At 46.7% G+C, this 18,296-nt stretch carries 20 protein-coding genes and 1 other annotated feature; of the genes, 3 read left to right on the forward strand and 17 right to left on the reverse strand.

Annotation, left to right across the window (positions count from 1 at the left end; translation table 11 throughout):
• Positions 1-327 precede the first annotated feature (327 nt).
• Together DFP94_RS06920 and DFP94_RS25420 are read right to left on the reverse strand one after the other, a co-directional pair.
• Entirely contained in the window at positions 328-1,884 is a 1,557-nt protein-coding gene (locus tag DFP94_RS06920; protein ID WP_114495631.1) for an ABC-F family ATP-binding cassette domain-containing protein, read from the reverse strand.
• Positions 1,885-2,116: 232 nt separating this feature from the next.
• Positions 2,117-2,320, reverse strand: a complete 204-nt coding sequence (locus tag DFP94_RS25420) for a hypothetical protein (RefSeq protein ID WP_181873061.1) — start codon at positions 2,318-2,320, stop codon at positions 2,117-2,119.
• 47 nt (positions 2,321-2,367) lie between these two features.
• Between DFP94_RS25420 and DFP94_RS06925 the strand changes: the two genes are divergently transcribed.
• Positions 2,368-3,597, forward strand: a complete 1,230-nt coding sequence (locus DFP94_RS06925) for an NCS2 family permease (RefSeq protein WP_245954534.1) — start codon at positions 2,368-2,370, stop codon at positions 3,595-3,597.
• Between the two features lie 69 nt (positions 3,598-3,666).
• On the opposite strand, the gene DFP94_RS06930 is transcribed toward DFP94_RS06925, so the two are convergent.
• The 14 genes from DFP94_RS06930 to DFP94_RS06990 all read right to left on the reverse strand — a co-directional run bounded on the left by DFP94_RS06930 (position 3,667) and on the right by DFP94_RS06990 (position 16,447).
• Positions 3,667-4,152: a nitroreductase family protein gene (locus tag DFP94_RS06930; protein ID WP_114495633.1), complete on the reverse strand. Its 486-nt coding sequence runs from the start codon at positions 4,150-4,152 to the stop codon at positions 3,667-3,669.
• Positions 4,139-4,489, reverse strand: a complete 351-nt coding sequence (locus DFP94_RS06935; RefSeq protein WP_114495634.1) for a hypothetical protein — start codon at positions 4,487-4,489, stop codon at positions 4,139-4,141. The genes DFP94_RS06930 and DFP94_RS06935 overlap by 14 nt, the downstream gene beginning before the upstream one ends.
• 190 nt (positions 4,490-4,679) lie before the next feature.
• Complete coding sequence (locus DFP94_RS06940) at positions 4,680-5,543, reverse strand: SDR family oxidoreductase (RefSeq protein WP_114495635.1); 864 nt, start codon at positions 5,541-5,543, stop codon at positions 4,680-4,682.
• Between the two features lie 104 nt (positions 5,544-5,647).
• Positions 5,648-6,064: an Rrf2 family transcriptional regulator gene (locus DFP94_RS06945; RefSeq protein WP_114495636.1), complete on the reverse strand. Its 417-nt coding sequence runs from the start codon at positions 6,062-6,064 to the stop codon at positions 5,648-5,650.
• Between the two features lie 111 nt (positions 6,065-6,175).
• The gene (locus DFP94_RS25425; protein WP_181873038.1) at positions 6,176-6,343 is read right to left on the reverse strand and encodes a hypothetical protein; all 168 of its coding nucleotides are present in this window, start codon (positions 6,341-6,343) and stop codon (positions 6,176-6,178) included.
• Positions 6,344-6,554: 211 nt separating this feature from the next.
• Positions 6,555-7,193: a hypothetical protein gene (locus tag DFP94_RS06950; RefSeq protein WP_114495637.1), complete on the reverse strand. Its 639-nt coding sequence runs from the start codon at positions 7,191-7,193 to the stop codon at positions 6,555-6,557.
• 74 nt (positions 7,194-7,267) lie between these two features.
• Positions 7,268-9,028 carry a biosynthetic-type acetolactate synthase large subunit gene (gene ilvB / locus DFP94_RS06955; protein WP_114495821.1) on the reverse strand — a complete coding sequence of 587 codons (1,761 nt, stop codon included), beginning with the start codon at positions 9,026-9,028 and terminating at the stop codon, positions 7,268-7,270.
• An 80-nt stretch (positions 9,029-9,108) separates the two neighbouring features.
• Positions 9,109-9,389, reverse strand: a binding site (T-box leader).
• Positions 9,390-9,782: 393 nt separating this feature from the next.
• Positions 9,783-11,261, reverse strand: a complete 1,479-nt coding sequence (locus DFP94_RS06960; RefSeq protein WP_114495638.1) for an Lsa family ABC-F type ribosomal protection protein — start codon at positions 11,259-11,261, stop codon at positions 9,783-9,785.
• A gap of 488 nt (positions 11,262-11,749) precedes the next feature.
• Positions 11,750-12,970 carry an MFS transporter gene (locus DFP94_RS06965; RefSeq protein WP_114495639.1) on the reverse strand — a complete coding sequence of 407 codons (1,221 nt, stop codon included), beginning with the start codon at positions 12,968-12,970 and terminating at the stop codon, positions 11,750-11,752.
• Between the two features lie 63 nt (positions 12,971-13,033).
• Positions 13,034-14,038 carry an ROK family protein gene (locus DFP94_RS06970; RefSeq protein WP_114495640.1) on the reverse strand — a complete coding sequence of 335 codons (1,005 nt, stop codon included), beginning with the start codon at positions 14,036-14,038 and terminating at the stop codon, positions 13,034-13,036.
• A complete protein-coding gene (locus tag DFP94_RS06975; RefSeq protein WP_114495641.1) occupies positions 14,001-14,291 on the reverse strand; it encodes a hypothetical protein in 291 nt (96 codons plus the stop codon). Before DFP94_RS06975 ends, DFP94_RS06970 begins: the two co-directional genes overlap by 38 nt.
• A 17-nt stretch (positions 14,292-14,308) precedes the next feature.
• The gene (locus DFP94_RS06980; RefSeq protein WP_245954536.1) at positions 14,309-14,812 is read right to left on the reverse strand and encodes a DinB family protein; all 504 of its coding nucleotides are present in this window, start codon (positions 14,810-14,812) and stop codon (positions 14,309-14,311) included.
• Between the two features lie 136 nt (positions 14,813-14,948).
• Positions 14,949-15,551: a class I SAM-dependent methyltransferase gene (locus DFP94_RS06985; RefSeq protein ID WP_114495643.1), complete on the reverse strand. Its 603-nt coding sequence runs from the start codon at positions 15,549-15,551 to the stop codon at positions 14,949-14,951.
• A 119-nt stretch (positions 15,552-15,670) separates the two neighbouring features.
• Positions 15,671-16,447: a TetR/AcrR family transcriptional regulator gene (locus tag DFP94_RS06990; RefSeq protein WP_114495644.1), complete on the reverse strand. Its 777-nt coding sequence runs from the start codon at positions 16,445-16,447 to the stop codon at positions 15,671-15,673.
• Between the two features lie 209 nt (positions 16,448-16,656).
• Here DFP94_RS06990 and DFP94_RS06995 point away from each other — a divergent pair, with 209 nt between their 5' ends.
• Both DFP94_RS06995 and DFP94_RS07000 read left to right on the forward strand, forming a co-directional pair.
• Positions 16,657-17,277, forward strand: coding sequence for a flavin reductase family protein (locus DFP94_RS06995; protein ID WP_114495645.1), 621 nt, complete (start codon positions 16,657-16,659; stop codon positions 17,275-17,277).
• Between the two features lie 70 nt (positions 17,278-17,347).
• Positions 17,348-18,010, forward strand: coding sequence for an oxidoreductase (locus tag DFP94_RS07000; protein WP_114495646.1), 663 nt, complete (start codon positions 17,348-17,350; stop codon positions 18,008-18,010).
• 44 nt (positions 18,011-18,054) lie between these two features.
• Here DFP94_RS07000 and DFP94_RS07005 read toward each other — a convergent pair whose 3' ends face one another.
• Complete coding sequence (locus tag DFP94_RS07005; RefSeq protein WP_114495822.1) at positions 18,055-18,234, reverse strand: transcriptional regulator; 180 nt, start codon at positions 18,232-18,234, stop codon at positions 18,055-18,057.
• Positions 18,235-18,296: the final 62 nt, after the last annotated feature.

The following is an 18,296-nucleotide window of genomic DNA, read 5'->3' on the forward strand; positions in this document are numbered from 1 at the left end:
CGCACAAATTGACCAATATTCGTGATGGCATAGCACCTCATGGTCACCTACTTGGATAAATAAATCAGGCAGTAAATCTAAATTCATCCTTAGCGGCGATAATATAGGTATATAAATTCACATCACGATGAACATCCAATTAATGCAAGTTAAATCATACTTAAAACAAAAATCAAACTCAAAAAAAGACTATCGTCAAGGAGAATGTCGACAGCCTGAAAGGAGCCATTTAGGCTCCTTTTTGTTATAATCATTATTTTACTTAAACTCCACTAGTTCTAATTCGAAGCGGTTCATTTACGTAAGATTCGTCTCGGATTTAATGTTTTAAAACACTTTTGTCGTCCAGGACTCGCAATTCCAGGTCTCCGTCACGATATCGCGGTAGAATTCCGGTTCGTGAGAGATAAGCAGGATGCTTCCCTTGTATGCTTTGAGCGCACGTTTCAGTTCGTCCTTGGCGTCCACATCCAGGTGGTTGGTCGGTTCGTCAAGAACGAGCAGATTGGATTCGCGGTTGATCAGCTTGCAAAGGCGCACTTTCGCCTTCTCCCCACCGCTTAGCACCGCAACCTTGCTCTCGATATGCTTCGTGGTAAGGCCGCACTTGGCAAGGGCAGCCCGCACCTCAAACTGCGAATAAGAAGGAAACTCATTCCAAATTTCCTCAATGCAAGTATTGTAATTAGCTTCTTTCATTTCCTGCTCGAAATATCCGATCTCCAGATTCTCACCGAGACGGACAGAGCCCTCCAGCGCCTGGATCTGGCCTAAGATACTCCGGAGCAGCGTTGTTTTACCAATCCCGTTCGCCCCCACGAGCGCGATCTTCTGACCGCGTTCCATGCGGAGATTCAGCGGCCGGGACAACGGCGAATCGTAACCAATAACTAGATCCGTCGATTCAAAAATAAGTTTTCCGGATGTTCTGCCATCTTTGAAGTTAAATTGCGGCTTCGGTTTTTCCTTGGCCAGTTCGATGACATCCATCTTATCGAGCTTCTTCTGTCTGGACATCGCCATATTACGTGTAGCTACGCTCGCTTTATTCCGGGCCACGAAGTCCTTTAGATCCGCGATCTCCTGCTGCTGGCGCTTGAAGGCGGATTCCAGCTGCTGCTTCTTCGCTTCATAGACTTGTTGGTAATAATCGTAATCGCCCACATAACGGTTCAGTTCCTGATTTTCCATATGATAGATCAGGTTGATCACGCTATTGAGGAACGGAATATCATGCGAGATCAGGATGAACGCATTTTCATATTCTTGCAGATACCGTCTTAACCATTCGATATGCTGTTCGTCAAGATAGTTGGTGGGCTCGTCAAGTAGCAAAATATCCGGCTTTTCAAGCAGCAGTTTGGCAAGCAGCACCTTGGTCCGCTGGCCGCCGCTCAAATCGTTTACGTCTTTATCCAGTCCGATATCCGTTAAGCCCAGTCCGCGGGCGGTCTCATCAACCTTGGAATCGATCAAATAAAAATCCTGACTCGTCAGCGTATCCTGGATCGTACCGACATCCTCGAGCAGTTGCTCCAATTCTTCCGGCGTTACGTCGCCCATTTTGGCGTACATGTCGTTCATTTCTTGTTCCATGTCGAACAGGTATTGGAAGGCTCCGCGCAGGACATCGCGAATCGTCATTCCTTTGCTAAGTACCGCATGCTGGTCCAGGTAGCCGACACGAGTACGTCTGGCCCATTCGACCTTTCCTTCATCCGGCTGAAGCTTGCCGGTAATGATATTCATGAAGGTGGATTTCCCTTCCCCGTTAGCTCCGATCAATCCGATATGCTCCCCTTTAAGGAGGCGGAAAGATACGTCTGTGAAAATCGCACGGTCCCCAAAACCGTGACTGAGTTTTTCTACGTTTAATATGCTCATGTATTAACACCTTTTCTATTTATATATACTCGTCATATTATATATGGAATCCGCGGTTTGCAACAAGTCCTTGCCGACAGTAAATCTTTTACTTCGACGCTTATACGCAATTCAGGCATTAATTTGGAGGAAGTTTTGCGTTATTGCCATTCCTCGGATTCCATTCTTATACTCCTTATTCTACGTATACATTTGTATACGAGATGTTAACGTCATATCAAGATTAAAATTATCATTGGTACGGCATACTTTCGAAGTAATGAAATTCATTAGGTTCTGGATTTCGGATTGTGGTAAGATTGGATTCATGCGGCTTTAAGCCGTTTTCTTTCATATTTTTTGAAAGGGTTGGGTGAGGGGTTACAATGGAAGGAAGGTTTTTTGTTGGTCCACCAAGAGAAACAGACATCATCGCAAGCAAATGGACATAGATCACCTGATCCAGCTCCCCGCCTTGGTCCGAGCTTTTGGCGAAGGGAAGCCTTGGCAGGAACCGTTTCATTTTTTGCGATCGTCTATATCATTATCGTTAACTCATCGATTTTGGCGGATGCCGGCATTCCGCAAGAAGCAGGGATTATTGCTACGATATTGGCATCGGCGGCAGGCTGCTTCATTATGGCTTTCTGGGGCAAAGCTCCCTTAATTATCGCACCCGGCATGGGTATTAATGCCATGTTCACTTATACGCTGGTTCAGGGTATGGGCTTAACCTGGCAGCAAGCGCTGGCGGTTTCCATGATGTCGGGGATCTGTTTTTTAGCTATCAGCTTGACCTCTCTCGTCGAGAAGTTGCGCGAGGCCATCCCTTCATCGCTTCAGGAAGCGATTTCCGTAGGTATCGGTCTTATGCTGGTCCTGATCGGCTTGCATAAGGGAGGCGTTATTCTTCCGGATCCCGCATCGGTGATCGCCGTTCAATCGTTTGCGGACCCCGGTGTAATTGTAACGCTCGTCACTTTGGCCTTGACGTGCATTTTGTACATGCGAAAAGTTCCCGGCAATTTGCTGCTATCCATTTTCGGCGGAACCTTACTTGCCTTTTTATTCGGCGTCAAGCCTTCAGCGACAACGGGCTTCGACGGCTTTTCCTGGTCATCCTACGGAGAAGTTTTCGGGCAATTATCGGTAAAAGGCTTACCTGTTTCCACGCTGATTGTCTCCGTCTTCTCGCTCACGCTGGTCATCGTCTTCGAGAACGTCGGTCTGATTAACGCCCAATTGAACATGAGCGGAAAACAGGAACGGTTCAAACGCGCCATGCAAGCTACTTCGTTTTCAGTCTTTCTTAGCGGCTTTTTTGGGACAAGTCCTACCGTCTCCACTGTCGAGGCGGCGGCCGGGATTTCAGCCGGAGGCAAAACAGGCTGGACATCGGCATTTACGGGAATCCTGTTCTTGTGTTCGCTGGTTGCGATGCCCGTGATCACGCTCGTTCCGGATCAGGCTGTTGCGCCGATTCTTATTTTTATAGGCGGCTTGATGATGCCATCCATTCGCAGCATTTCTTTTGAAAGCATGGAAAAAGGGCTTCCCGCCTTCTTCATCATCGCCTTCATTCCGCTCATGCACAGCATCGTGGACGGAATCGCGATCGGTTTTATCAGCTACGCTTTATTTCATATAGCCGTCGGCAAATGGCGCGAAGTGAAGCCTCTCTTCTATCTCATTTCGCTTCTCTTCGTTCTGCATTTTGTGCTTCAAGCTATCTGAATCCGGCTCATCAATCAGGCCCGTCCGAACGCCAATTGTTCGGGCAGGCCTTTTCTAATGTAAAAACCATTATGCTAAGTACGAAATTTTGGAAGCAATCGGAGTTCTTGGCTTTGCCGCCGGAACCTCCGCCGGATAGCCGATGCCCAATACGCCAACGACATCGTACTCCGGCGCCACGCCGAGAATGTCGCGATTCTGCGGCAAATTCCCCATCGATGACCAATATACGCCGGCTCCGGCTTCATGAGCGGCTAACATGAAGTTTTGCACGAAGCAAGAGACAGCCATGACATTTTCATCCCGCTCGAAAGGAGTACCTGCAGGTTTTGACAATATGGCAAGAACGACCGGCGCGCCTCCAAAGTCTTTTTTATGATTCAATTTAGACCGGGTCTCCGCCCCGACAATAAGAATTTCCCAAGGCTCGTTCAAACGATGGTTAGGCGCATAGCTTGCCGTCTCCAACCAGAAAAGCAATTCGCTTTCACGAACGGGATCCGGTTTAAAAGATTTAATGGTTCTACGTTTTTTTATCACATCAGATATTGTCATGGTTTCCGTCGGCTCCTTCGTTTTTAGAATCGTTATCGGAAATAGCTTCCCGCAGCTCAAACGAGTGGATGAACTCCTGAATGATTGCATCGGTTGCTTTCAGTTCACCGCTGATGACTTGCTTAATGGATTCATATTCCGGTTGATCCAGTTGCCGCAGCAAGGTCGAGCGTTTAATGTTCAGCCTTTCAAGAAAAGCTATCGCCCGTCCCCGGCGAAAAGTTTGGGCACTATGGGGCCGTTGTTTGCCACTCATTTCCGTTTCATGCCCGCCGCGGCTTTCCATATGCTCTCTGTATTGGTGATTCTCTCTATGTTTATGTCTTCCCTCACGCATCTTATATCCCTCCTCAGAGTTCGTATACATTCGTATACAAGATTCTTTGTATACAAATGTATACGATTCGTTGAAGAAATGTCAAGATTTGTTTTTTTGGTTGAATCGGCAAAGAATACGGTGCCTCCATGAAAAAAAGCATCAGCAGTCGCCGATGCCTTTTGAAGGGTTCATTTCTTCTATGTTAATGTTAGGCAATGCCGTTTACGATTTGTCTCAAGGCCTCGTTGATCGGGGTCAACTGCCGACCGAGTAGTTGCTCGAAATCACGGCTTTCCACCTCAAGGGTTCCTTCCCGAATACCCTCCTGAATGCCGACAAGTATAGGGATAACGAAGTCAGGCACTCCGGCATTTTTCATGATTTCCGCATAATCGGCGTCGCTGACCTGTTGAACTGGAACCTCTTTGGCAATTACCGTCCCCAACGCGGATGCAATTTCTTCCTGCGATAAAAGCTTGCCGGACAGCTCGTAGATTTTGTTTTCGTGTCCGTTTCCGGTCAGTACCGCAGCAGCAGCCTCGGCATATTCTTGCTGCAGTGCCCAGCCTACTTTGCCGTTACCTGCCGATGTTACCCATGGAGCCCCTGCCAGGACGCCCTGAATGCTTGAAATTTCATTTTCCAAGTACCAGTTGTTCCGCAAGAACGAATAAGGAATGCCTGTTTTTAAGATGGCCTCCTCAGTTGCTTTATGGGTTGGGGCAAGCATGTTCTTGCTATTTTGGGCGTTCGCTAAGCTGGTGTAAGCAATAAAATGAACTCCGGCACGCTCAGCGGCTGCTACGGCATGCTTGTGCTGACGAATTCTTGTTTCGTTATCGCCGTCGGCAGAAATGATCAGCAACCGGTCGATCCCTTTAAATGCGGTATCCAATGTTTCAGGACGATCAAAATCCCCTTGCCGGACGTCCACCCCATGAGCACGCAGCCCTTCCGCTTTCTGGGGATCGCGCACACTGACAGCCAGTTCGCTTGCGGGTACGGTTTTCAAAAGCTGCTCTACGACTTTGCTGCCCAACTTCCCTGTGGCTCCGGTAACTAAAATTTTCATAAATTCTACCTCCCATTTGATTTGGTTGTAATACAAGTTGTAAAGTAAGTTGTTATAACCAGAAGTATTACAACTGGTATATAAGAAAAGCTCAATTTGAGCTTTTACTTGAACTTATCGATCAGTTGCTGCAATGTCACTTGCCCCAATCTTTGTTCCATCGCGGTTTGAGCTTCCTTCAGTTCATCCTGTAGAACTCCCTCGATATTCCGCCCTACCGGGCAAGCGAAGTTCGGCTTCTCATGAATGCGAAACAATTGGTTTTCCTCCGTCACATTCACAGCCCGATAGACGTCAAGAAGCGTAATCTGATCGGAGGACTTAAGCAAGGAAGCGCCGCCTACTCCAGGACGAACATCCACTAACCCTTCCTTCTTTAACATCCCCATAATTCTTCGAATTACAACGGGATTCGTATTTACGCTGCTCGCGATAAAATCTCCGGTACAATCTTGCGGACTGACGGCAATCAGGGAAAGAGCATGCACAGCTATGGAAAATCGCGTACTGATCTGTTTCATTTGTATCACCACCGGTTGTAACCATTGTAGTTACTTCTGGAGACATTGTCAATCTATTAAAACAGGATACAGCCTATAACAACTGTATCCTGTATTTTTGATCTAGCCAGGTTATGATTCGGCTGGTTTGTTTCTATTTTTTTCATAAGCCTCATCTGAAGGAATATCCATGATGTCGGACTGTTCCGGTAAGAAGCCGGTAGGCGTATGGGGGCGAGTATCCTCATAGATCGTATTCGGGTCTCCGTCCGTTAGTTCAGGTTCATGCTCATACGGCATTTTCTTCCCTCCTTGTGCAGATAGATTGCCCTTTTCCCAAGACTTTCATTCCGCGTTGTATTGACCATGATTGTTTCTTTCTTTTGCGGATGCTAATTAGATGAGCCTATAAACAACAAAGAAGCAGCCTGTGCTGCTCCTCATCATTTGTTGGTTTATATGTATATCCGCAAATAAACAGGCAGTTCGTTAATTTCCAGGTTTTTACCGTTTAATCAAGTCCGCTGTCATCCGTGGTCTCGTATCCATAATCGATGGTTTCTGTCGTTCCGTCGCTGTATTCAAGAATGAACTTATCGATTTTGATTTTGTGCAGAGCCCCTTGATAGGTAAACAGATCAAATAGGATCATGTCTTCATCGGGTTCAATCGGTCCCACATATTTCAATGAAAAATTGCTGTCCCCGGTAAATTCGTCATGGGACGGGTCCCCTACCCTATTATAGGTGCTGAGCTCGGCCGTATAATAATTGATCGTTTTGCCGGTCAGGTTCTTCCCCTCCCAGGTGACTTTGATGCCTTCAGCACTGTTAATGCTGTAATTGAACGTGATGGGAGTACCGATTTCTCCGCCAGTTGAAACGACCGTGGCCGATTCGCTGCCGGAGAGATCGTTACTGTCCTTGGATGTCTCCGAAGGATTGTTACCCGATGCCTCAGTAACGGGATTACTTTCGCTTGATTCAGCACGATCGACTTTGTTTCCGGCAGATTCAGGATCAACGTTTAACGGGCTATCCGCTTGCTTCACGTTTCCGCCTAACTGAATGGAAGGCGCTGCATATACGCCGCCAATAAACGAGATAATCATCGCCAATAAAAAAGACAAAACCAAATTAAGTTTTTTCATGCAGCCACTTGCTCCTCGTGAGTAAATTAGAATAACTTTAATAACATTACCACAAGGACCTTAGACCTAACAATTCATTTCTGATTAAAAAATATAGGTCCTCCATCATCCGGCCCCCCCATGATCATCTGATCCAATGTCGTTCCGCCGAGAACCATGGGGTATACATTCTCATCCTTCGGTACAACAAATTCGACTAGTACAGGGCCGGAAATCTCCAGCGCCTCGTTCCAAAACCGGAACGCCTCCGCTTTCGTATGTGCCCGGAATCCATGTATTCCATAAGCCTCCGCCAACTTTACGAAGTCCGGGCTTCCCGCAAGATCAATATGGCTGTATCGTTGCTGGTAGCTGATTTCCTGCTGTTGTTTGACCATTCCTAACACCTGATTATTGATGACAACGATTTTGACGGGGATGTTATGAATAGCGCAGATCGCCATTTCCTGGGCACACATTTGCATCCCGCCGTCGCCGTTTACCGAGATTACGAGACGATCAGGATTTCCTACCTGAGCGCCGATGGCGGACGGCAATCCAAATCCCATCGTTCCGAAACCTCCGGAGGTGATTAGGGAACGGGGATGATTGAATTTATAATATTGGGCTGCCCACATCTGGTGCTGGCCTACATCCGTCGTAATGATCGCTTCACCTTTCGTGGTTTCATGGATCATTTCGATAACGAATTGAGGCTTCAACTCACTTTCGGAATCTTTATACTGCAAAGGAAACCGGGTTTTATTCTCCTGAATTTCGGTGATCCACCTGCCTGATCGGGAAGGTAATGCGTTCTTGTTTGCATAGCCAAGCACAGCTTTGATATCGCCGATGCAGGCAATATCCGTTTTCACGTTCTTCCCGATTTCCGCCGGATCGATATCGATATGCGCGATCAACTTAGCTTGCGGAGCGAAACCATCCAGTTTCATCGTGACCCGGTCGTCGAACCTGGAGCCGATCGAAATGACCAGATCGGCGTTCTGGATCGCCATATTCGCCGCATAAACGCCATGATGACCAGGCATGCCTAACCATAACCCATGGGCACTCGGGAATCCGCCAAGACCGAGCAAAGTAGTTGCCACGGGGATGTTTGTTTTATTAACGAACTCCAACAGTTCATTCGATGCATTCGAATAGATTACGCCTCCCCCGGCAATAATGACAGGCTTTTCGGCTTCCGCAATCGCCCGAATCAATGAGTCGATTTTCTCCGTTTCAAGCTTCGGATCGGCTTGATAACCTCGTAACCGGATGGTGCCGGATGGCGACCGGGTATCCTGTATCTTCTGGTTGGATACATCCTTGGGTATATCGATCAATACCGGACCCTTTCTGCCCGTATTGGCAAGATGGAACGCTTCATGAATGATGACGGGCAAGTCATTCGCATCGCGAACCAGATAATTATGTTTGGTAATGGGCATCGTAATGCTCGTGATGTCCGCTTCCTGGAAAGCATCCGTACCAAGCACGCTTGTCGAAACGTTGCCTGTTAAGATAACCAACGGGACGGAATCCATATAGGCAGTGGCGATGCCGGTTACTAAATTCGTCGCACCCGGTCCGGACGTGGCGATTACGACTCCCACTTTTCCCGTCGATCTGGCATATCCGTCCGCGGCGTGAACGGCCCCCTGCTCATGCCGGGTCAAAATGTGTTTGAAATCCGGATTGCCGACCATGGCGTCATAAAAATTAAGCACACTGCCGCCCGGATATCCGAATATGCATTCCGCACCTTGCCTGATTAAGCATCTTAACAGCATTTCCGATCCCGTAATTAACTTCATGGATGGATTAAGCAGCCCGTGCCGATTCATCGTGTTCATCGTGGTTTTCTTCATGAGCGGTTCCCTCCTAATAAAAAAATAGCCCCCTTCATCCCGGCCGGCAAAAATATTTGCCTTGCCAAAGGGACGAAAGGGGTTATTTCGCGGTACCACCCTGATTTGCCGAAAATCTTGCGATTTACAGCCTCATGAGGTAAGAAGACAACTTCTTACCTGCAGCACGGTAACGGGTGCCATTCCGTTTGAGCCTACTCGTGGATCGACGACTTGACTTGGCGCCAACTTTCGGTCAACAGCTTCGAGACGACATCTCGCAAAAGATTACGGCAGAAGTTTCAGCATTCCTCCTGCTCTCTGGGCATAAGTGCTTTTGCAATTTAGTTCTCTTCATCGCTTTACATATAAAATTAAAAACCCCTTTCATCCAAAGCCGACAGAATACGCCTGTCAAGCCAAGGGACGAAAGGGGTTCATTTCGCGGTACCACCCTGATTCACCGGGAATCTTGCGATTCCGGCCTCATGAGGTAAGGATGGTTCTCCTTACCTGCAGCACGGTAACGGGTGCCATTCCGTTTGAGCCTACTTGTAGATCGACGCCTTGGCGCCAACTTTTTCGGTCAAAAGCTCCGAGGGCGACATCTCGCAAAGGATTACGGCAGAAGTTTCAGCATTCCCCCTGCTCTCTGGGCATAAGCGCCTTTTGCAATTTAGTCCTCATCATTGCCAAATTATGTTGGGAATCATCTTAACAGAAATATTTCGAATTATCAACAGGTTCCTGAAAAATTCCACTAGAGCTCAACGACCTTCGTAGCCACGTTGTTGCAAAATTCACGGTCATGCTCCACAAACAGCAGGGTAGGCGAGTATTCCAGCAGCAACTCTTCGATTTGCATCCGGGAAATGACGTCGATAAAATTTAACGGTTCATCCCAGATATGCAAATGAACTTTCTCGCAGAGACTTTTGGCGATCAGCACTTTTTTCTTCTGGCCGCCGCTGAAGGAGGACATATCCTTCTCAAACTGAACCCTGGAGAAATCAAGTTTCCTTAGAATCGCTTTGAACAAGCTTTCGTCGATTTCCTGATCTCTGGCGAAATCCGTTAAGTTTCCTTGCAAATGGGAGGTGTCCTGCGACACATAGGAAATTTTAAGCTGGCTGCCTTTTCTGAACGTGCCCGAATACGGGATGTCCTCGCCGCAGATCAGTTTGATGATGCTGGATTTCCCAGAGCCGTTTTTCCCGGTAAGCGCAACCCGCTCCCCCTGCTCAATCGTAAAACTTATATCCTGTAAAACAACCTTATCGCCATAAGAAATCGAAACATGTTCGAGCTCGGCAAGCTGATTCTTGTGATAAGGAAGTTGCGAAATTTTCAGGGTTTCGGAGCTTTCCACGTTTTTAAGAAGCCTCGACTTTTCCTCAATGGCGGAGTGCTGTCTCTGTTCCATGGATTTCGAGCGTTTCATCATTTTGGCCGCTTTGTGTCCCACATACCCTTTATCCAGCTTGGAACCGGAATTTCTCGTGCCATTTTTACTTTTTTCCACTTCATCCGACCAATTGCTTGTTCGTTTTGCCGAATTTTCCAAGCGCTTGATGTCTTTTCTCAACTTCTCGTTTTCGGTGAACTCGAATTGGTCAAGTCTCTGCTTATTTTCCCACCAATCGGAGAAATTGCCTTTTTGAATCTCGATGTCCGTCTTGTTGATGGATAGGATGTGATCCACGCAGTTATCAAGAAAGGCCCGATCGTGAGATACCAAAATGAATCCGTGCTTGGATTTCAGATAATCGCTTACGAGTTTTCTTGCGTTCATGTCCAGGTGATTCGTGGGCTCGTCAATTAAGAGAAAGCTGTTCTCCTTGAGAAACAATGCAGCCAACAGCACTTTCGTCTGTTCTCCGTTAGACAAAGAATCGAATGGCCGATATAACACATCTTCCGATACCTTTAACCAGGAAAGTTCACGCATCAATTCCCAATGAACGTAATCCGGATAAATGTCGCTGATGACGTCCAGCGTATTGTTTTCTTTGTTTTCCACATGAAAAGGAAAGTAGTCAAAAGAAACATCGGCGGAAATCGTGCCGCTGTATTCATGCTTGCCGAGCAACAAATTGAGAAAAGTGGTCTTTCCCCTACCGTTTCTTCCCGTAAATCCTAATTTCCAATCGGTATCGATTTGAAAATCGACGTTCTCAAATATGTTATCGTAACTTCCATCATAGGCAAATGTCAGGTTCGTAACTTTAATTAATGACATGAATTAATCCTCCCGTATCCAAAAATAAAAGCTACAAGAAAGTTACTTTTCTTGTAGCTCAAATAATAGATACAACAAACCCAACCCAAAATGGAGTCGGATAAGGATATATTGTTTGAGTTAAAAAGAGATCGTAACTTTCTTGCATATCAAAAATAAAACTAGCGAAAACGCTCGCTTTTTTGTTTTATTTCGCAGCAAGAAATTTTACATGATCTCCTTCAACTCCAGTCATCAAATTAAGGGTATATTAACATACCACCGTGCGATTTTCAACAAGTACAGAAGGTGAAACCTTATTTCCGGATCACAGTTGTTCGTAGTATTTCACTAATTTGAGCTTGAATATTACTGGTACATACACCACCGTGCCCTCCACATCCATATCCAGTGTAATTGCTTTTATTCCCGCGTTAGAAGACGGCATTTGCCGGAACATCCTCTCTATTTTTCATTAATAAGATATTTGTTATTCTCGCTTTAGGATACTATTTCCCCACAGACTTCCGTTTTAAAGTCCGATTAATCTGTTCCGTACTTAGCGTCATCAATAGCAAGAAAGCTAAAGCGAAAGCCGGAAACCATCCGATGCTCGTCTGGGACGCGATAAGTCCAAACAACGGAGGCAATAGCGTAGTTCCCGTATAAGCCACCGCCATCTGGTAACCGATCAATGGAGCGGCATTCTCTTTTCCGAACCGGGCCGGCGTTTCATGAATCAGTCCCGGATAGATTGGAGCGAGCCCCACACCGATCAAGATGAGTCCAACGAGGTTCATGATATCCGGCAATGGAAGCAACAGCACCAGACCTCCGGCAAGAGCCGTGAGCTGACCGATGAGGATCAGTGACCGATTGTTGATCTTCAACGTCACGAATCCGGTAATGAGTCTGCCTATCGTGATGCCGCCATAGTACATGGAAACCCAGCCGGCCGCCGTTTCTGCCGAAATATTTCTGGCTCCGACCAGATAACTGGCTCCCCATAGTCCTACCATGGATTCAAGGCCGCAATAAAATAAAAAAGCGATCAGCGTAAATTTCACGCCTTGTATGCGAATGGGATGAACTCTTCTCTCAGAAGACTGGACGGTATCTCCCGAAATTCCGACTTCCATAGCTTCATTTTGTTCCGCTTCCGCCGTAGCTTGATGCAGTTTGGCGACCCGCTTCCATAACGGCAACGTAACCAACAATATAATCACCAACCCGAACTGAATCATTGAAACGGCTGAATAGCCCTCTCTCCATGAATTGCGGTCCGCCATAAAATAAGACATAATCATAGGCCCCATCGTAGCGCCGACACCCCAGAAACAATGAAGCCAGCTCATATGATGAGCTTTGTAATTGGAGGCTACATAATGATTGAGCGCCGCATCCACCGAACCTCCCCCGATCCCCAGAGGGATTGCCAAAACCGCGAGCCAAAACAAGGAAGGTGCAAAAGAAAAGCCAAACAGGGCCGCTGCAGTCAGAAAGCAGCTGATGAGGGTAATCTTTCCGGTCCCCAGTTTATGGATCAAGCTGCCGCTGGCCAAACTCGATACGATGGTTCCTCCCGCAATGATCATGGAAATAAGTCCTGCGGAACCAAACGGCGCTCCGATATCGTGGTGCATGATCGGCCAAGCGGATCCCAGCAATGCATCGGGGATGCCCAAGCTGATGAATGATAAATATATTATGATCAGAAACCAGGTTGCCATAAGTGATTTTCTTCCCCTCTTACGCTAAGTATGATAATCATTTAATAATTTAATTCTCTCTCGCTATCTAAATTCCGAAATGGAAGGTTCCAGTTCTTTCAAGGTCAACCAACGCATGCCCGCTTCAAAATCCTCATGGAACGAGTCCAAAACAATAACTTCCGGATTGGACGGCATGAAGTGTTCGTTTTTATAGGCCTCCCATGAACGGTTCCAAGTATCTTTGTCCATCTGGCTTCGGTACAACACGATTTTATCCGGAGCTAGGATGACATTGACCATATGAATAATGGTGCAAACCACTTCGATGAATTTTTCACTCTCCAAAGGGCGCTTCCAGTCCACATCGATCGGCAAATATTTGATTTCTCCGGCAAGCCCGTCTTTTCCACGGACTACTTTCCCCCCCGTGTAAATCCCCATACCGGGCGCATAGGATTTCGGAAAATAAACGCCTAGAATGCATTGATTTTCTTCTGTCTCGTTTTGGGCGCAATATCCGATCAAGGCCGCATTCACGTCGTTCTCCAATACAACAGGCAATCCGAACCGAGCCTGGAGATCTTCGATCATCCGCACGCCTTGGAGCAGTTCGTGACTGGTCACTTTAATTTCACCATCCACGGACTGTCCCGGGATTCCGATCCCGATGACTTTGATCGATGGATGATTTCCGATAATTAAGCTTATCAATTCATAAAACGGCTTCTGCTCAAACAACGGAATGCAGTACTCTTCCCGCCAGAGGATGGCTTCCTGCAAATTAACGACGGTAGCCACCATTACATCATTCCCCTGCTTCTCGTTTAAATAAATAACTAAGGCCAGGCTGAAATCATAATTATAACGATAGGTTAATGCAGGTCTTCCCCCATTGGAAGGGACCGTTTCATCTTCGGAAAGTTCGCCGATATCCAGCAGTTCTTTAACAAGCGAGGTAATGGTAACTACGCTTAATCCCGTCAATGAGGCTAACTGGGGTTTGGTCGCAACCCCGGTCTGCTTCATCGCCCGCCTTACCAAATTCATGTTAATCTCTTTCATTAAATTGTTGCTGGCTTTTTCCATAAGCATCTCCTTCCAAAGGAAACATAAAAAATCGACTTAATAAAGTATCTTTATTTATAATGCTACAACCGATTTTTCCTGTCAAGACGAAGATTCTCCGGAAATTCTTGCAACCCGCCAGGACGTTTATATCGACCATATGAAGAGCAATTACAGCATCGTCGATATCGGCAGCCAGGTTGTCGGATACCGGAATTCCAACAAAAAAACGCCTCGCTTCCGCCGGGAAAAAGCAGAAAAGAGAGCGTTTCATGTATTAAGCCGTGTCTCTTATTTTTTTGCGCGCATCGCCGCGCTCTCTTCTTCGTTAGGTCCATACACACCTGGAGGAACCAGAGCAGCTTGGCGCATCAGAATCGTCATTTGACCGCGGTGATGAATTTGATGGCGTACCACCGTATTCAATACACCGCTGTAGGTTGTTTTCATAAAACCGAACAACAGGAGACTCTCGGACAACTTCTCATTGCTCCACTGTTGTTTGACCGCATTCGCAACCGCATCGCTCATCCGGCGGTAACCCTCAAGGATGTCCGAAGCGCTGTCCGGTTTTGATGCTGTATAATCCGGCCCGTCGATTTGCAACCCCGCCGCAGCCAGCATAGCACCAAGAGCGCTAGTTAAGTGCCAGCCCAGGTCACCAAGGGTCCTTGCCTGAGTTGCCGATACCGATTGCTGCAACGACTCGTCCGTCAACGTCTCAAGTACTTTCAGCGTAAGTGCTTCTTCCTGACTCCAGTCTTCCAGAAATTCATGAATGCTCCGATAAAACACAGACATCGCTCCTTTAGGTATGTAGTTAGTTAGATACTTCGTCATAAAGAATAAAGAACTGCGCAATCATATCAACCTTTAACTTTTTGCTAGACTGCGCTTCTTTAGTATACCCGGACTCAGCCGCGAAATTCCACTAAGGCGTGCACCAAATCAAATGCATCATTCCGGACATGTGGTGCTCCGCTTTCTGTATATTCAATGGTGAATCGGCTATCAATCTCATAATATCCCGGTTTTGATGGCAGCCGACAAACCTGTACGCGAGCGGATCAAGTGTTTTCTGCGCGAATGCAATCGCCCCGTTCGAGCTGATGCCATGTTCCAGTAAAAGAATGCGCCCTCCCGGCTTACACCAGCGGCTTATGTTATGAAGCACCTTCATCGGATCGCGATAAGAACATAGTGAAAGCGTGGAAACAACGGTATCAAAGTCATGCTCATTTAGGAGAAGCGATTCCACATCGCCTTGAATATATTCCATCTTTAAACCGTATTTCGTGTCGTTAGCCAGTTTTACCTTTTCAAGCATAGCCGGGCTGAAATCTACAGCCGTTAATTCAATGTCGGAACGATAATAAGGCAAGTTACTGCCGGCTCCAACCCCGAGTTCCAACACTTTTCCGAAGGCGGAACTAAGCAAGTGGCGGCGGTGTTCTCCGAGCTCTCGTTTCTCCCTTTTTCTGTCGTACATGTTGGCCTGTTTATCGAATTTGTGAATTTGCTTTTCCACTCTCATGACATCACTCCTCTTTAGATACTTAATAATATTCTATTCAAATACTAACTAGTATGTTAAAACTAAAAATAAACCCCGTAAAATATTCTGCGGACAGGTTGTACGGGGTACATAAACTCTTATTTGGGCGCAATACCTTGCCATATCACTTTAGCCATAGTATGGAGCAACTGCTGAGGCTGACAACGGACCGGATCGATCATCCATTCGATGACGACTCCTTTCAGCAACGCATCCACCATAATACCGAGCGACTGCGGATCAAGATTATCCGCTATATATCCTTTTTGCTGCATTTGTAACAGAAATGTCCCTAAAGTTTCCAAACTTTTGCCATACATCGCTTGCAGCTTCTCCCGGATTTCCTGCTCCCTGCTGGAAGTGACGAATTCAAAAAACAGAAGGGAACCCCCATCCCCGGATTCCAGGCAATCAAACTGGGACTGAAGCCAGACCGTCAAAGCAGCTTCCGGATTAGCAACTTCCAACAGGTTCTCGATCTGCACCGGCAGTTGATGCATCTGCTGCGATAAATTTCTTTCCATGATAGCCAGGAATAAATCCTGCTTACTTGAAAAGTGCCAATAAACGGCTCCCTTGGTTAAACCAGCTTCAGCTGCGACTTTGTCCAAAGATGTCGTGGTGTATCCCTGTTCGGCAAAAGTTTTTGCGGCAGCTTCCAAAATCCGGGTACGCGTATCATTTAGCGATTCTTGATTTTCACATTGCTTCTCCATCAGCCAGTTTCTCATCCCCTGCTTATCTCCAAAATGACGGCGCACGGCGGTCCAGTGGACACCTGCCAAATGGGCAACTTCCGCAAAGGTGATCTGATCGAACGGCTTGGTGCCCGCCAATTCCTGCGCGGCTTCCAGAACCTGGTTTCTAACGCTCATTCTCTTCTCCCTGCTTATCCATTTATTTATAAATACCGGTTAGTATGTGAATATAATATTATGCTTTTTTAATAAATGCAACAAATGCTTTAATTCTCCCTTTAGAGTCAGTTTTGCAATCTTGCTCTCCTATTATGGAAACGTCAAATAACCCGGTTTTGTGTGTTACACTGGGCACGTAAAAAATCATATAGGAGATGTGGCCAAACATGCATACCGTAATTAAACCTAAAATTCTTTATTTCGGCACTACCGTCGTGCTGATCAGTACGTTAAATGAAGACGGATCCCCGAATTTGGCGCCGATGTCATCGGCCTGGTGGCTTAATGAATCCTGTATGCTTGGACTTAGCCATAAATCGCAGACCGTGCAAAATTTGATACGGGAACGACAGTGCGTCCTTAACTTGCCCTCCCCGGATTTGATTCCAGCGATCGACAATCTGACCTTGCTAACCGGGCGGAATCCCGTACCGGATTCAAAGGCAGAGCGAGGATATATGTACGAAAAAGATAAATTTGGCGTCTCGGGATTATCTCCGCTTCCTTCCCATCAGGTAAGAGCACCGCGCGTGGAACAATGTCCTGTCCATTTGGAAGCATCCGTAGTACAATTACATTCATTCGAAGCACCGAGTTCCCTGACGGCCATCGAAGTGCGCATCGAAAAAGTGCATGTTGAGGATAGCCTGCTTATGGAGGGAAAGCCCCATCATATCGATCCATCCAAATGGAATCCGATGATCATGAATTTTTGTCAGTATTTTGGATTAAGCGAGCAGTTATCGGCGTCTAAATTAGCTCCTGTTTTTGGACTTGGCTCCTCCTGACAAAGCCTTGTGCTGGATCTGGCTTGCCCTGCAAAACCCTATTTTATAAAGTGGAGTGATCGGATTGAGTATGAAGAACAAAAGTGCATTAATTCTCGGTGCAACGGGGCTCATCGGAAACGAACTTTTGCAGTTATTATTGCAGTCGGACACTTATGAACGCGTCACCGTGTTGGTTCGTAAACCGGTAGCGGTTCAGCATCCGAAGCTTACTCAAATTCCGGTAGACTTCAATCGATTAGATAACTTTGAGGATGCTTTTGCCGTCCATGATATATTTTGCTGCCTTGGAACAACCATTAAGAAGGCGGGGGCGCAGTCGGCGTTCAAATTGGTCGATTTCGAATATCCGCTCAAAGCTGCACAGTTAGCCAAAAAACAAGGCGCACGGCAGTACTTGATCGTATCGGCCATAGGAGCCGACAGCCGGTCCAAAGTCTTTTATAGCCGCACAAAAGGTGAAATCGAAGAGGCTTTGAGACAACTCAAATTTCCTTCCCTGCATATATTCCGCCCTTCTTTATTGCTGGGAAAAAGAAATGAGTTTCGCCTGGGGGAGAAAGCGGCAACCCTGCTTAGTCCGGTTTTTTCCCCGTTGATGATGGGATCGTTGAAAAAGTATAAGCCGATTCAAGCGAAAGAGGTAGCTCAAGCGATGGTTGCGGTGGCGAACGGAAATCAAAGCGGCGAATTTGTTTATGATTGGACCGAAATGAAAAGGAACGACAAATAAAAAGGATTGAAGCATGAACCCTCTCCAACCCCTACTAGGACCTATTATTTTGCCGGCTCCCACTTGCAACGAATCGGAGACGTAATAGCTTCTTCCTGCTTCAGTTCTTTAAACGCCTTGTCGATCTCTTTCCGGTCCAATCCGGAGAGCTGTTCCACTTCACCTGCGCTGACTGGTTTACCGGCTGCTTTCATAGTTTCGAGTACTTGTTCTTTCACACTCACCTGGGTCACCTCCATTCCTACATTTACCACAACAATACCAAACATTCGTTCCCGATCCTAGG

This window comes from Fontibacillus phaseoli (assembly GCF_003337355.1).
GTDB classification, from domain to species: domain Bacteria; phylum Bacillota; class Bacilli; order Paenibacillales; family Paenibacillaceae; genus Fontibacillus; species Fontibacillus phaseoli.

Coding starts and splice junctions, on each gene's coding strand:
- DFP94_RS06930 (WP_114495633.1), bottom strand. CDS start 4,152: ATGACAATATCTGATGTGATAAAAAAACGTAGAACCATTAAATCTTTT.
- DFP94_RS06970 (WP_114495640.1), bottom strand. CDS start 14,038: ATGGAAAAAGCCAGCAACAATTTAATGAAAGAGATTAACATGAATTTG.
- DFP94_RS25425 (WP_181873038.1), bottom strand. CDS start 6,343: ATGCCGTATGAGCATGAACCTGAACTAACGGACGGAGACCCGAATACG.
- ilvB (WP_114495821.1), bottom strand. CDS start 9,028: ATGAACACGATGAATCGGCACGGGCTGCTTAATCCATCCATGAAGTTA.
- DFP94_RS06945 (WP_114495636.1), bottom strand. CDS start 6,064: ATGAAACAGATCAGTACGCGATTTTCCATAGCTGTGCATGCTCTTTCC.
- DFP94_RS06960 (WP_114495638.1), bottom strand. CDS start 11,261: ATGTCATTAATTAAAGTTACGAACCTGACATTTGCCTATGATGGAAGT.
- DFP94_RS06965 (WP_114495639.1), bottom strand. CDS start 12,970: ATGGCAACCTGGTTTCTGATCATAATATATTTATCATTCATCAGCTTG.
- DFP94_RS06985 (WP_114495643.1), bottom strand. CDS start 15,551: ATGAGAGTGGAAAAGCAAATTCACAAATTCGATAAACAGGCCAACATG.
- DFP94_RS07000 (WP_114495646.1), top strand. CDS start 17,348: ATGAAGAACAAAAGTGCATTAATTCTCGGTGCAACGGGGCTCATCGGA.
- DFP94_RS06990 (WP_114495644.1), bottom strand. CDS start 16,447: ATGAGCGTTAGAAACCAGGTTCTGGAAGCCGCGCAGGAATTGGCGGGC.
- DFP94_RS06995 (WP_114495645.1), top strand. CDS start 16,657: ATGCATACCGTAATTAAACCTAAAATTCTTTATTTCGGCACTACCGTC.
- DFP94_RS06950 (WP_114495637.1), bottom strand. CDS start 7,193: ATGAAAAAACTTAATTTGGTTTTGTCTTTTTTATTGGCGATGATTATC.
- DFP94_RS06920 (WP_114495631.1), bottom strand. CDS start 1,884: ATGAGCATATTAAACGTAGAAAAACTCAGTCACGGTTTTGGGGACCGT.
- DFP94_RS06935 (WP_114495634.1), bottom strand. CDS start 4,489: ATGCGTGAGGGAAGACATAAACATAGAGAGAATCACCAATACAGAGAG.
- DFP94_RS06975 (WP_114495641.1), bottom strand. CDS start 14,291: ATGAAACGCTCTCTTTTCTGCTTTTTCCCGGCGGAAGCGAGGCGTTTT.
- DFP94_RS06940 (WP_114495635.1), bottom strand. CDS start 5,543: ATGAAAATTTTAGTTACCGGAGCCACAGGGAAGTTGGGCAGCAAAGTC.